A 13,373-nucleotide genomic window follows, 5' to 3' on the forward strand; every position below is an offset into this window, starting at 1 on the left:
CGTCTATCGCCTAGGCGCGCGCGAGCAAGTCGCGAACGGCACGAGCGACCTTGTCCTTGTCGAGGTAGAACGCGGCCTCCAGAGTGTACCCCGCAGGCGTCGGGCAGTCGGGCGCGCCGAGCCGCACGACGTTCGCCTTCAGGAGGTCGGCGCCCTTCTCCGCGACGACCGCCGCGACCTCGGCGGTGATCCCGCCGGTCTTCCAGCCGGTGTCGACGACGACGAGGCGTCCGGTCTTCGCCACCGAGTTCAGCAGCAACTCCTCGTCGAGCGGGCGCACCGTGCGCAGGTCGACGACCTCGCACGAGATGCCCTCGCCGGCGAGCTCCTCGGCCGCGCGCTGCGCCTCCAGCAGCGCGTGCGACGTGCCGGCGATGGTCACGTCGGTGCCCTCGCGACGCACGACGCCCTTGCCGATGGGCACGAAGTACATCTCCTCGGGCACCTCGCTGGCGTGGCGCATCGCCCAGCGGTGCTCGATGATGACGATCGGGTCCTGGTCGGCGATCGCAGCGAGCAGCAGGCCCTTCGCGTCGTACGCCGTGCTCGGCATGACGACCTTCAGCCCGGGGACGTGCGCGAAGATCGCCTGAGGCGCCTGGGAGTGCTGCGCGCCGCTGCCCCATCCGCGTCCGATCGCGGCCCATACCACCATCGGCACGCTGTGCCGCCCGCCGAACATGTAGCGCCACTTCGACGCATGGTTGACGAGCTGGTCGAGAGTGAGCAGGAGGAAGTCCGGCCGGTTGTGCATGTAGACGGGGCGCATCCCCGTCAGCGCGCTGCCGGTCGCCACTCCCATGAGCGCGTCCTCCGAGAGCGGCGTGTCGAAGACGCGCTCGCCGCCGAAGTCGACGTGCAGGTCGCGCGTGCAGCCGAACATGCCGTCGGGGTCGTCGACACCCTGCCCCATCACGTAGACGCTGGGATCGGCCGCGAGCGCCTGCGAGAGCGCCTCGCGCACGGCCTCGGGGTACTTGAGCACGCGGCCGCCGTGACCGCCGGTCACGACGGTGTCCGCCTCGTCGCGCACGATGGAGAGCCAGTCCCAGCCCGACATGCTCATCGCGTGACCTCCGCGTCCGCGTAGACGTGGTCCGTCAGCGTCGAGTCGTCGGGGAGCGGGCTCGCCTTCGCGAAAGCGAACGCCTCGTCGATCTCGGCGCCGATCTCCGCCCGCATCCGCGCCAGCGCCGGGTCGTCGAGCGCGCCGGCGTCGCGCAGCCGCGCCTCGGTCTTGTCGATGGGGCACTGCGCCTTCCAGCTCTCGAGGTCGTCGACGGAGCGGTCGCCCTTGCCGGCGTCCTCCTCGCCTCCCGAATGGCCTTTCCAGCGGTAGGCGCGCAGCTCGAGCAGCGCGGGGCCGAGCCCCGAGCGGACGTGCGCCACGGCGGTCTCGGCGGCGACATGCACGGCCGCGACGTCGGTGCCGTCGACCACGGTCGCGGGGATGCCGAAGCACGCGGCCCGCTGCCAGACCTCGTTCGCGGCGCGGGCGCGCTGCGGCGACCACACCGCGAAGAAGTTGTTCTCGCACACGTACAGGACGGGGAGCTTCTTCAGCGCCGCGAAGTTCAGGCTCTCGTAGAAGACGCCCTCCTCGGCCGCCGCGTCGCCGAAGAAGACGCAGGCGACGCGGTCCTCGCCGCGCATCTGGAAGGAGAACCCGGCGCCGGTGGCGAGCGGGATGCCGCCGGCGACGATCGAGGAGGAACCCGGGAGTCCCGCGTCGAGATCGACGAGATGCATCGACCCTCCGCGGCCCGATGAGCAGCCCGTCGACTTGCAGAAGAGCTCGGCGATCATCGCCTTGAGGTCCCCGCCTTTGGCCAGGTAGTGACCGTGTCCGCGATGGTTGCTGAAGACGAGGTCGTCGCGACGGAGCGCGTCGCACACGCCGACCGCGCCCGCCTCCTGGCCCACGCACAGGTGGACCGGCGTGCGCATCTCGTCCTCGTGGTAGTCCGCCGCGATGCGGTCCTGCACCATCCGCACGCGCAGCATCCCGTGGAAGAGCCCGAGGAGTTCGGACGCGTCGAGCGCGGCGCCTTCGGTCGCGGGCGCGGAATCATCGTAGAGGTACATCGTCCCACGCTCCCTTCGCGCCCGGCCCGTACGCGGCGAGCCACTCGTACGTGCGGCGCAGTCCTTCGTCGAAGCTTGTCGACGGCGCCCAGCCGAGCGCGCGGAAGTCCGCGCTGTCGAGCAGCTTGCGCATCGTCCCGTCGGGCTTGCCGGCGTCCCACTCGACCGCCCCGTCGTACCCGACCACCGCCGCGATGCGCTCGGCGAGCTCGCGGATGGTCATGTCTTTCCCGGAACCGACGTTGTAGTGACGGTCGCCCATCTCGTGAGCATGGTCGAGGGCGAAGATCGAGGCGTCGGCCACGTCGTCGACGAAGACGAACTCCCGGCGCGGCTCCCCGCTTCCCCAGAGCGTGACAGAGACGTCTTCGCCACCGTCGCGAGCGAGCTTGGCGACGTGGAACTTCATGAGCATCCCCGAGAGCACGTGACCGGTGCGAGGATCGAAGTTGTCGTTCGGCCCGAACATGGAGTTCGGCAACAGGCAGATGAAGCGCCCCGCGCCGTGCTGCGCGTTGTAGGCGCGGCAGGCGATGATGAGCGCGGTCTTCGCGGCAGCGTAGGCGGCGCTCGTCATCTCGATGGGGCCCGAGAAGAGGCTGTCCTCGCGGATGGGCTGCGCTGCCTCGCGTGGGTAGACGCACGACGATGCATAGGTGACGACGCGCCCGACGTGACGGCGGACGGCGGCCTCGAACACCGCGTCCTGGATGGCTATGTTGACGTGCAGGAGGTCGGCCGGGTACGTCATGTTCGCGACGATGCCGCCCGTCATGCCGGCAGCGAGGAAGACGAACTCCGGGCGCTCGGCCGCGAAGAATGCGTCGACGGCGGCGCTATCGGTGAGATCGAGTTCGTCATGCCCGGGCGTGAGCAGACGGTCGTACCCGAGCGATTCGAGCCTGGCGAGCAGGCTCGACCCGAGCAGGCCGGTGTGTCCTGCGATGAGTATCCTCGCGTGTGTGTCCACGTTCCACCCGTCGTGAGCAGCGACGCCTGAGCGCCGGACGACTGTTCGTAACCTGAACAGTATCCGGCCGCGTCGCGCGGCGTGTCAAGGCGAGAGGCGGCTCGCGGGGCCTATCGTCACTCGCCCGTCATCTTGAGCATCAGACGGATGGTCCGCCAAAGGACGACGAGGTCGGTCCGCAACCGTCGCCACTGGGAAGCGTCCCGCGCCTCGGCGATGTACGCCAGGTCCGCCGCCAGGTCGTCGTCGGCGGTGCGCACCGTGCCCTTGAGCAGCTGCGCGGGACCTGTCAGGCCGGCGCGGATGACCTTGCGCCGCCAGACCCCCTTCGCCACTTCCGCCTCGTACTCGGCGACCGGCTTCGGGCGCGGCCCGACGAAGCTCATGTCGCCTCGCAGGATGTTGAAGAACTGCGGCAGTTCGTCGAGACCGGTCTTCTTCAGGAACCGCCCCATCGCGGTGACGTTCTCCGGCCGGTTCTCCACCGTCTTGGGCGCCAGCCCCTGTTCCCCGATCTGCTCGACGATCGCGCGTACCTTGAGGATGCGGAACTTGTAGAGCGTGAACGGGACGCCCTGAGAGACGCGCGTCTCGCGATAGACGACCGGGCCGCGGTCCTCGGCGCTCAGCATCGAATCGAGGATCTCGCCGACAGCGATGGCCAGCGAGACGGGCGAGGTGAGAACGAGCAGCGACAGCGAGAGCGCGACGTCGAGGGTGCGCTTCGCGGACCCCACCTCGACACGGTCGTCGGGACCGGAGAACACCTGCACGCCGACTACCCGTTCAGCCGCGCGAGGTCCGCGTCGACCATCATCCGCGCGAGCTCGTCGAAACCGACCGTGGGCTCCCACCCGAGCACGCGCTTCGCCTTGCCGGGATCGCCGAGGAGCAGGTCGACCTCGGCCGGGCGGATGAACGCCGGGTCGATGGTCACGTACTTCTCCCAGTCGAGGCCGGCGTGACCGAAGGCCACCTCGAGGAACTCGCGCACGGTGTGCGTCTCGCCGGTCGCGACGACGTAATCGCCCGGCTCGTCCTGCTGGAGCATCAGCCACATGGCGCGGACGTAGTCGCCGGCGAAGCCCCAGTCGCGCTTCGAGTCGATGTTGCCCAGACGCAGCGAGTCGGCCAGGCCGAGCTTGATGCGCGCGACCGCGTCGGTGACCTTGCGCGTCACGAACTCGATGCCGCGGCGCGGCGACTCGTGGTTGAAAAGGATGCCGTTGCTCGCATGCATATCGTAGGACTCGCGGTAGTTCACCGTGGCGTGGAAACCGTAGACCTTCGCGCACGCATAGGGCGAGCGCGGGTGGAACGGCGTCAGCTCCGTCTGCGGCGTCTCGCGGACTCGGCCGTACATCTCCGAGGACGACGCCTGGTAGAAGCGCGCCTTCGGTGCCACGCGGCGGATAGCCTCCAGCAGGCGCACGACGCCGAGGGCGTTGACGTCTCCGGTGAGGACCGGTTCCTTCCACGACTCGGCGACGAACGATTGCGCGGCGAGGTTGAACACCTCGTCGGGAGTCGCGGACTCAAGGGCGGACATCAGCGAGGACTGGTCTGTGAGGTCGCCCCCGACGAGCGTCACGCGGTCGCGGATGTGCTCGACGCGTTCGAGCGTCTCCGTCGAGGTGCGGCGCACGAGCCCGTACACGTCGTATCCCTGCTCGAGCAGCAGCTCCGCCAGGTAGCTCCCGTCCTGGCCGGTGATGCCTGTTATGAGCGCTCTGCGTGCCATCAGCGGTCCCCTCCTTCTCGTCCCCAGTCGTCCTCGTGACGCACTATGTCGTCCTCCTCAAGGTAGTCGCCGACGGCGACCTCGATGACGCGCAGCGGGCCGGGGCCCGGATTCTCGAGCCGGTGGAGTGTGCCCACCGGGATGTGCACGGACTCGTTCGCGCGCACCGTGAGGTCCTCGGTGCCCCGGCGCACGAGGGCCTCGCCCTCGACGACGACCCAATGCTCGCTGCGGCGGGCATGGCTCTGCAGCGAGAGCCGCCGGCCAGGATCGACCGAGATCGACTTCACCTGGAAGCCGTCGAGTTTCATGAGCAGCGTCCATTCACCCCACGGGCGCGCGGCGGTGCGAGACGAGACCGCCTCGGCATGACCGGCCGCCTTCAGCGCCTCGACGACGAGACGGACGTCCTGGGCGCGCGACCTGTCGGCGACGAGCGTCGCGTCGAGCGTGTCGACGACGATGGCGTCGCGCAGACCGAGTGTGGCGACGAGCCGGTCGGGCGAATAGACGAGACAACCGCTCGAGTCGACGTCGACGGCGCGTCCCACCAGCGTGTTCCCGCCGGCGTCCGGCGTCCCGAGACGTTCCACCGCGAGCAGCGAGCCCACGTCGGACCAGTCCATCGACGACGGCACCACCGCGACACGGTCGCTCACTTCGAGGACGGCGACGTCGACGGAGACCGACGGCAACGAGGCGAACCGCTCGCGCGCCGCGCTCTCCCGCCACATCTCGGGCGGCTCGGCCGCGATCTCCCGCGCGACCGAGACGATCCGGCGCCCGTCCTCGCCGGCCGACTCGAGCTCTTCGAGGAACCTCGCGGCTCCGGCGACGAGGATGCCGCTGTTCCACAGGTGGTCGCCCGCGGCGAGGAAGCGCTCGGCGCTCGCCCGGTCCGGCTTCTCGACGAACGCGGCGGCACGACACCCGATGACGCCGCCCGCGGCCTGCCCGGCGATCGGCTCGCCGGTGCGGATGTAGCCGTAGCCGGTCTCGGGCGAGGTCGGCCGCAGTCCGACGGTGACCAGGTAGCCGTCGCGCGCGAGCGCGGCGGCCGCGCGGATCGTCGCTTCCCATTCAGGGCCGTCGTCGAGCAGATGGTCGGAGGGGAGCATCGCCATGATCGCGCGAGGGTCGCGCGCGGCGAGGAACGCCGCCGCCAGCGCCGCGGCGGGCGCGGTGTTGCGCGCGACGGGCTCGACGAGGTAGCCGATGTCGAGACCGGCCGTCTCCGGCCGGCTCGCGAGATGGGCACGCAGGTCGTCGACGAGCCTTTCGCCGGTCGCGACGAAGACGTGCCCGGAGCCGGTCAGCGGCGCGATGCGGCGGACCGCCTTCAGGATGAGCGTCTCTCCGCCGAAGACCGACAGCAGCTGCTTCGGCGTCAACTCGCGCGAGAGCGGCCAGAAGCGCGCGCCGCTGCCTCCCGCTAGGATGACGGCGTCGAGGTCGGGGACCCGGCGATCGCCGGCCGCGGCCTCAGCCATCCACGCCCCCGGCCCCTCCGGCGAGCATCTTCTCCAGCGACGCGCGCAGGGGCGGCCCGAGCTCGTCGCTCTCGAGGGCGAGACCGATGTTCGCCTCGAGCCAGGCCAGCACGTTGCCGGTGTCGTAGCCCGGCGAAGGAGAGGACACCGCGTAGACCGGTTCCACCTTGAGCAGCTTGCGCAGCGCGTCGGTGAGCTGGATCTCGTCACCGCGCCCGGGATCGACATGGGGCAGGATCCCCATGACGGCGGGAGTGAGGAGATACCGACCGAAGATGGCGAGGTCCGACGGCGCCTCGTTCAGCGGCGGCTTCTCGACGAGATCGGTGATCTTCCACACGCCCGGCTCGACCTCCTGGCCGGCGATGACTCCGTAGCGCGAGACGAGATGCGGCTCGACCGGCGTCACCGAGACCACGCTCCCGCCGTAGCTCTCGTGCACCTCGCGCAACCGCGGCAGACACCCGCGGCCGGGTACGAGCACGTCGCCGAGCATCACGAAGAACGGCTCGCTGCCGACGTGCGCGGCGCCGCACAGCACGGCGTGGCCGAGGCCGCGAGGCCGCTTCTGACGCACGTAGAAGATGTCCGCGAGTTCGGAGACGGCACGGACGCGCCGCATCATCTCCACGTTGCCCGCACGCTCCAGCAGCTCCTCGAGCTCGACCGAGCGGTCGAAGTGGTCCTCGATGGCGCGCTTCCCGCGCCCGGTCACGATGAGGATGTCGTCGACGCCCGCGGCGACCGCCTCCTCGACGACGTACTGGATGACCGGCTTGTCGACGACGGGCAGCATCTCCTTCGGCTGCGCCTTCGTCACCGGCAGGAACCGCGTGCCCATGCCCGCGGCAGGGATGATCGCCTTCACGCTGAATCCCTCCGTCCGGCCCTAGAGCGCGGCGAGCGCAAGCGCCGCCGCCTCGCAGGCCGCATCGATGTCGTCGTCGGCGTGGGCGAGCCCGACGAAAGTAGCCTCGAACTGGCTCGGTGCGAGGATGAACCCCGCATCGAGCATGGCACGGAAGTAGTGCGCGTACCGGTCCGTGTCCGCCGTGGCCGCGCTCGTCCAGTCGACGACCTCGGTCTCGGTGAAGAACATGCACGCCATCGAGCCCACGCGCGTGAGGAAGACGGGCAAGCCTGCGCGCTGGGCCGCCGAGCGGAGCCCGGCTTCGAGCCGCGCGCCCTTCCTCTCCAACTCCTCATATACCCCCGGGCGCCTCAGCCGCTCGACGAGCGCGAGGCCCGCGACCATCGCGACCGGATTGCCCGACAGCGTTCCGGCCTGGTAGACCGGGCCGACCGGGGCGAGGCGCTCCATGATCTCGGCGCGCCCGCCGAACGCACCGACGGGGAAACCGCCGCCGATGATCTTGCCCAGCGTCGTGAGGTCGGGCGTGACGCCGTAGAGCTCCTGAGCGCCGCCGAGCGCGACTCGGAAGCCGGAGATGACCTCGTCGAAGATGAGGACCACACCATGCTCGTCACAGAGCTTGCGGAGCCCCTGGAGGAAGCCGGGCCTCGGGGGGACGACCCCCATGTTGCCCGCGATCGGCTCGAGGATGATCGCCGCGACGCTCGCGCCCTCGCGCGCGAGGGCGCCGGCCACGGCGTCGAGATCGTTGTACGGAAGGACGATCGTGTCCTGGGCCGCGCCCGCGGTCACGCCGGGTGTCGAGGGGATTCCCAGCGTGACGAGACCGGAGCCGGCAGCGACGAGCAGAGCGTCGGAATGGCCATGGTAGTTGCCGTCGAACTTGATGAACTTCTCTCGGCCGGTGTAGCCGCGGGCGAGGCGTATCGCGCTCATCGTCGCCTCGGTCCCCGAGGAGACCATGCGCACCATCTCGATGGACGGCACCGCGTCGCACACGGCTTGCGCCATGCGGACCTCGGCCTCGCAAGGGGCGCCGTAACTGGTCCCCTTCTCGAGCTGCCCGCGGACCGCGTCGAGGACCTCGTCGGGCGCGTGGCCGAGGATCATCGGTCCCCAGGACGCCACGAAGTCGACGTACTCGTTCCCGTCGACGTCGACTACCCGATCCCCTTTCGCCCGCTCGTAGAAGAGAGGCTGTGAGCCGACGCTGCCGAACGCGCGCACCGGCGAGTTCACTCCGCCCGGGATGGTCTTCCGGGCATCGGCGAACAACGCCGAGGAGCGGCTGTGATCCATGGGTAGGGTTCCTTTCCGAGGCTACCGACGAATGGTAGCACGAACCGCCCGGCTCGGACCCCGTCTTGCGACGTCAGTGACGGCCGAGGAGATCGCCGGGGTACGCGAGCGCGGCGAGCCCAGGATCCTCACGTCCGAGCGTCGCCGCGTACTCCAGGGCGAGCGTGGCGTCGCGGGACACGGCGGCGTAGTAGTACTCGTAGAGGGTCCGCCGCGGGTTCATCCCGATCCACCCCTTGGAGTCGTCGAGCACACGTCGCGCGGTCTGGAGATCCCCGCGAAGGAGCGCGAGGTGCGCCACCTCGAGCCGCACGTCCGGAGCGCCCGGGGCGAGCGCCAGGGCACGACCCACGACGGACTGCTCCCACCGAAGATCGGTGCGGCCCGACACGAGCGCCTCGTCTAGGCCGACTCCCGCCAGTGCGGCCAGGTAGACGCCGTTATTCCGCACGCCGGTAGGAGCCTGATCGACGAAGGCCCTGTAAGCTGCGGGCGTGACGATCCCGCGCAGCATCAGGCGCCCGTAGAGCATGTCGGCCTGGAAGACGAGGAACGGCCGGGTCGGCTGGAAGCGGCGTGCCGCGACGATCTTCTTGAGGGCGGTGGCCTCGTCCCCGGCCGCCTTCGCGCGCTGGACCAGTTGTTCCCCGGCGATCCCGGCGAACGCGAGCAGACCGAACGACAGGGCGAGCAGGCCAGCGACGACCTCTCGCGCCTGCGGCGACCACGAGCGCGCGGACGACGCGACCGCAGCGGCCTGCTTCCCCCGGACGGACTTCGAGGCGGCCGACTCGGGGGGCGCGACGGCGAGGCCCGCCCACAGCGCCGGCAGCCCGCCGAAGACGATGCTCCACGGGATCAGCAGCATCGTCCCGAGGAACCCGGCGACACCGATGGCGAACGCTAGGCGCAGCCTGCCGCCGTCGGTGTCCACCACGGCCAGACGCCAGACCTCGCCCACCCACGCGACGAGAAGCCAGAGCAGGCCGCCGAAGCCCACGACGCCCAGCGACGCCAGCGCCGCGAACGGGAGCGAATGCGGGTCTATCAGCAGCGTGTCGATGCCAGCAGCGGCCTGCGGCTCGAGCCCCAGGAACCGCTCGGTGACGTGACCCTGGGAGGCGAGCTGGAGACCGTCGGGCCCGACCCCGAGCAGCGGGCGCTCGCGGAAGACGGCGGCTGCGACCTTCCACATCTCGATGCGCGTGAACGTCGTCGCCCCGAAGGCCGCGGGGCGGACGTGGTCGCGCACCGCGGCGGGGAGCAGGCCTGGCGTGTACGCCGCCGCACCTACGACGAGGGCGACTCCGAGCACGAGCGCCCCGACGACCGCCGACGCCCTCAACACCGCCCGGTGCAGGGCCATGCCGCGGAAGAAGTGCAGCACGAGGATGCCCGTCATCTCGACCAGGCTCACGACACGCACTGTGCTGCTCCCCGAGAAGAAACACCCCGCGACGAGCAGGATCGCCGCGGCCCACCACGCGAGCCGGGTCTCGGTCGTGTGCCCCGGTTCGACAGCCCGCAGGCAGGCGATCGGCAGGACGACCACCAGCGCCGCGCCGAGGTAGTTGCCGTTGCCGAACCCGGCGCGGACGGAGCCGCTCGTCGCGTACTGCAGCAGAGCGGCGGCGGCGGCCGGCGCGGCCCAGACGTACGCCAGCGACGCGGCGTCCTCGAAATCGCGTCCCAGTCGGGTGCGAGAAGCCACCCAGAAGACGGTCAGCAGCGCGAGCCACGACGGAGCGCCCATCCAGCCGCCCTCGGCGCCGAAGGTGAGCGCTTGCGCCGGGGATGCAGAGAACAGCGAGGAGAGAACGAGTGTGCCGGCCGCCACGGCGGCAGCGAGGTCGAGACGGCGCGTCCGCAAAGGCTCGGTCTCGCCACGCGCCCAGACCCACGCCCATACGCCAGCGGCGATGAGAAGCCCGGCGAAACGCGAAGCGTACGGATGGAGCCGCTGGTCGACAGCGTAGGCTGAGATCGAGGTCAGGCCGGCCGCGACGGCTGCAAGCCGCAACCTCCGAGCAGGCTTGGCGGTCCGTCCCTTTGCGGGAGCACGTGCCATCGCGTCTCCGGTCCTCCCCGACCGCGGAGCACATACGCGGATTGCGTCGTCCGCCGCGATGGTAGCACGCGTGAAGCGGCGATAGCGCGAAGGATCCTAGGAGTCCCCGCCCTCGACCGCATCGGGTTCCGTGTCGCCGCGCACCCAGGCCGGCGGCTCGTAGACGCAGTACGGCTCGGCGGCGAGATAGTCGCCGGTGACCTCGAGCGCCCGGGCGCGGCAGCCGCCGCACACGGCCTTGTACTCGCAGGCCCCGCACTTCCCCTTGAGAAGGGAGTAGTCGCGAAGCTCGTTGAAGACCTTCGAGGAGGTCCATATCTCGGAGAACGGCTTCTCCTTGACGCTACCGAGCTGCATGTCGAAGTAGCCGCATGGCTGCACGTCGCCGACATGGCTGATGAAGCAGAAGGTGATGCCGCCGAGACAGCCGCGCGTCATCGCGTCGAGGCCGTACTCCTCGCGCGTGACCTTCTTGCCCTCGGCCTTCGCGAGCTGGCGGATGATGCGGTAGTAGTGCGGCGCGTCGGTGGGCTTGAAGTGCAGCGGCGACGTCTTCTGGCGCTCGTAGGCCCACGCGAGCACGCGCTCGTACTCCGCCGGTGGCAGCTCCTTGTCGAGCAGGTCGGAGCCGCGGCCCGTCGGAACGAGCATGAAGATGTGGAACGCGTCGACGCCGAGCGCCTCGGCGAGGTCGTGGACGGCGTCCACCTTGTCGGCGTTGAGCGTGGTGACGGTCATGTTGATCTGCACGCCCACACCGTGCGCCTTCGCCATCTTGATGCCGCGGATGGTCTCGTCGAAGCAGCCGGGCTGGCCGCGGAACACGTCGTGCTCCTCCGCGGTCGGGAAGTCGACCGAGACCGAGATCCGCGGGATGCCGTGATCGTGCATCTTCGCCGCGATCTGTTCGGTGATCAGCGTCGCGTTCGTGCCGATGACCGGCATCGCGCCCTTGGTCTGCGCGTAGTCGACGATCTCCCAGATGTCGGGGCGCATCAGAGGCTCGCCGCCGGTGAGGATGATGATCGGGTTCGAGATGGTGACGATGTCGTCGATGGTCGACTTGATCTGGTCGAGGCTGAGCTCGCCGGCGTACGCGCCGAACTCGGCGGCCGCGCGGCAGTGCGCGCAGCTCAGGTTGCACGAGCGCGTGATCTCCCACGCGATGATGCGCGGGGCCTTGATGCCCGTGCGCTCCTGGTAGGCGAGCGCGGCGGGGCCGCCGCCGGGACGGAAGCCGACCGAGCGCGCGCCGCCGTGGCGCTGGCGCTCCATCGGGACGCCGGCCGGATGACCGCCGGGGTGGCCGCCGGGGTGGCCGCCCATCGGGACCGCGACGCCCTCGGCGCCGCACGGAGCCTCGGCGGCGGCCATCTCCCCTTCGAGGTCGAGATCGGGGCGGGCATCGGAGTTGCCTACGTTCTCAGCCATGTGCGAAGACTCCCGGTGGTCGGATGCGTGACCGCACCAGTCTGCAAGAACCGGGCCGGGGACGCCAGGGGCAGGGAGCGTCGACGAGAGCCACGGTCAGCTCTCCAGCGCGTTCGCCCGCGCCACGATGCGCTCCAGCCCCGTGCGCACCTCGTCCACCACGTACTGCGCCGCCCTCACCTCCCCGGAGTCGAGCCCGAGCAGCGCCACCTGTTCCGGTCCCTTCTCGGTGCACAGGATCAGCCCGATGGGCGCCGAATCCCCCGGGTGCCGCTGGTGGTGGTCGAGCCAGCGCAGGTAGAGCATCATCTGCCCGTAGTCGCCCGGTTCGAGCGGGCGCGTCTTGAGCTCGAGGGCGACGTAGCACCGCATCGTGATGTGGTAGAGGAGCAGATCGAGCCTGTGGTCGTGCCCGTCGACGGTCATGCGCTTCTGCCGCTCCACGAACGCGAAACCGACACCGAGCTCGAGCAGGAAACGCTGCATCTCGTCGAGGATCGCGCGTTCGAGGTCGGCTTCGCCGTGTTCCGGGGGCAGGCCGAGGAAGTCGAGCACATACGGGTCCCGGAAGGCGAGGGCCGGCTCGACGGTGCCGGTGGTGGCGAGCGCGGCGAGGTCGGCTTCGAGCCCGTCGGCCGATCCCCGCGCGGCGATGGTGCGCTCGTAGAGCTTGCCGGCGATCTTGGCCCGCAGTGTGCGCTTCGACCAACGCTCGTGCACGCAGAATGCGAGGTAGAAGTCGCGTTTCCGCTGGTCGTGGATGGTGAGGAGTTCGGCGATGTTCGTCCATGTCAATTGTCTCGCCAGTGGCGAGACAATTGAGGCATCCGGGTAGTCTGTCGCGAATCGAAGCATGCGCAAGAGGTTCTGCTTGCTCCAGCCCCGTCCGTATCGTCCAGTGAGCCTTTCGGCGAGTCGCCTGATGACTTGCTGCCCGTACGCAGCGCGTTCTCCGCCCAGAACGTCCGCGCGTACGCGCTTACCGATGCTCCAATAGAGCATGACGAGCTCGCTGTTGACCGACGTCGCGACCCGCTGGCGCGCGCTGTCGATCAGGCTGGCGACATCGCCGAAGAGGGCGTCGTCCACGGGCGTCAGCGCCCTCAGGTCATCGTCGTCCATCCGGTCGCCTCTCGTGCGGCGCATGCGCCAATCCGCGTGTGCCCCACGAGACTACGAGGGCGGCCTTACCGGAATCTGAGCGGAGCCTGAACGGCGGCGGCGCATGAGGAGTTCGACGAGGCGGCTCCAACTCGATTTGCCCGCCAGTGGCGCGCATTTCTCGGGATCGTGGCTGCACACGCCGGGCTCGCAAGCGCCGCTACGACTCGTTCTCGCATCGCCTGTCGCATTCGCCCCTGCAGATGAAAGCGCTCAGCAAAGTGAGGAGACTGCTGCGAATCATCACCCGGTTG

General features: G+C 69.8%; 11 protein-coding genes. All 11 read right to left on the reverse strand.

The features are described 5' to 3' along the window. Positions 1 to 10 precede the first annotated feature (10 nt). Positions 11 to 1,066 carry a transketolase C-terminal domain-containing protein gene (locus tag WC971_04635; protein MFA5844101.1) on the reverse strand — a complete coding sequence of 352 codons (1,056 nt, stop codon included), beginning with the start codon at positions 1,064 to 1,066 and terminating at the stop codon, positions 11 to 13. After that, positions 1,063 to 2,085, reverse strand: coding sequence for a thiamine pyrophosphate-dependent dehydrogenase E1 component subunit alpha (locus WC971_04640; protein ID MFA5844102.1), 1,023 nt, complete (start codon positions 2,083 to 2,085; stop codon positions 1,063 to 1,065). The genes WC971_04635 and WC971_04640 overlap by 4 nt, the downstream gene beginning before the upstream one ends. After that, entirely contained in the window at positions 2,069 to 3,055 is a 987-nt protein-coding gene (locus WC971_04645; GenBank protein MFA5844103.1) for a GDP-L-fucose synthase, read from the reverse strand. Before WC971_04645 ends, WC971_04640 begins: the two co-directional genes overlap by 17 nt. 116 nt (positions 3,056 to 3,171) lie before the next feature. Continuing rightward, entirely contained in the window at positions 3,172 to 3,828 is a 657-nt protein-coding gene (locus WC971_04650; protein ID MFA5844104.1) for a sugar transferase, read from the reverse strand. Between the two features lie 5 nt (positions 3,829 to 3,833). Next, a complete protein-coding gene (gene gmd, locus WC971_04655) occupies positions 3,834 to 4,796 on the reverse strand; it encodes a GDP-mannose 4,6-dehydratase (GenBank protein ID MFA5844105.1) in 963 nt (320 codons plus the stop codon). Beyond that, complete coding sequence (locus WC971_04660; protein ID MFA5844106.1) at positions 4,796 to 6,286, reverse strand: mannose-1-phosphate guanylyltransferase/mannose-6-phosphate isomerase; 1,491 nt, start codon at positions 6,284 to 6,286, stop codon at positions 4,796 to 4,798. Before WC971_04660 ends, gmd begins: the two co-directional genes overlap by 1 nt. Then, positions 6,279 to 7,154, reverse strand: a complete 876-nt coding sequence (gene galU / locus WC971_04665) for a UTP--glucose-1-phosphate uridylyltransferase GalU (GenBank protein ID MFA5844107.1) — start codon at positions 7,152 to 7,154, stop codon at positions 6,279 to 6,281. The genes WC971_04660 and galU overlap by 8 nt, the downstream gene beginning before the upstream one ends. Positions 7,155 to 7,175: 21 nt before the next feature. Beyond that, complete coding sequence (gene hemL, locus WC971_04670) at positions 7,176 to 8,459, reverse strand: glutamate-1-semialdehyde 2,1-aminomutase (GenBank protein ID MFA5844108.1); 1,284 nt, start codon at positions 8,457 to 8,459, stop codon at positions 7,176 to 7,178. Between the two features lie 73 nt (positions 8,460 to 8,532). Then, entirely contained in the window at positions 8,533 to 10,527 is a 1,995-nt protein-coding gene (locus tag WC971_04675) for an O-antigen ligase family protein (GenBank protein ID MFA5844109.1), read from the reverse strand. A gap of 96 nt (positions 10,528 to 10,623) precedes the next feature. Then, positions 10,624 to 11,958, reverse strand: coding sequence for a radical SAM protein (locus WC971_04680; protein ID MFA5844110.1), 1,335 nt, complete (start codon positions 11,956 to 11,958; stop codon positions 10,624 to 10,626). Positions 11,959 to 12,054: 96 nt separating this feature from the next. Then, on the reverse strand, positions 12,055 to 13,080 hold the full coding sequence (locus tag WC971_04685; protein MFA5844111.1) for a PDDEXK nuclease domain-containing protein: 1,026 nt from the start codon (positions 13,078 to 13,080) through the stop codon (positions 12,055 to 12,057). Positions 13,081 to 13,373 lie beyond the last annotated feature (293 nt).

The organism is Coriobacteriia bacterium (assembly GCA_041658765.1).
Classification (GTDB): domain Bacteria; phylum Actinomycetota; class Coriobacteriia; order Anaerosomatales; family JBAZZO01; genus JBAZZO01.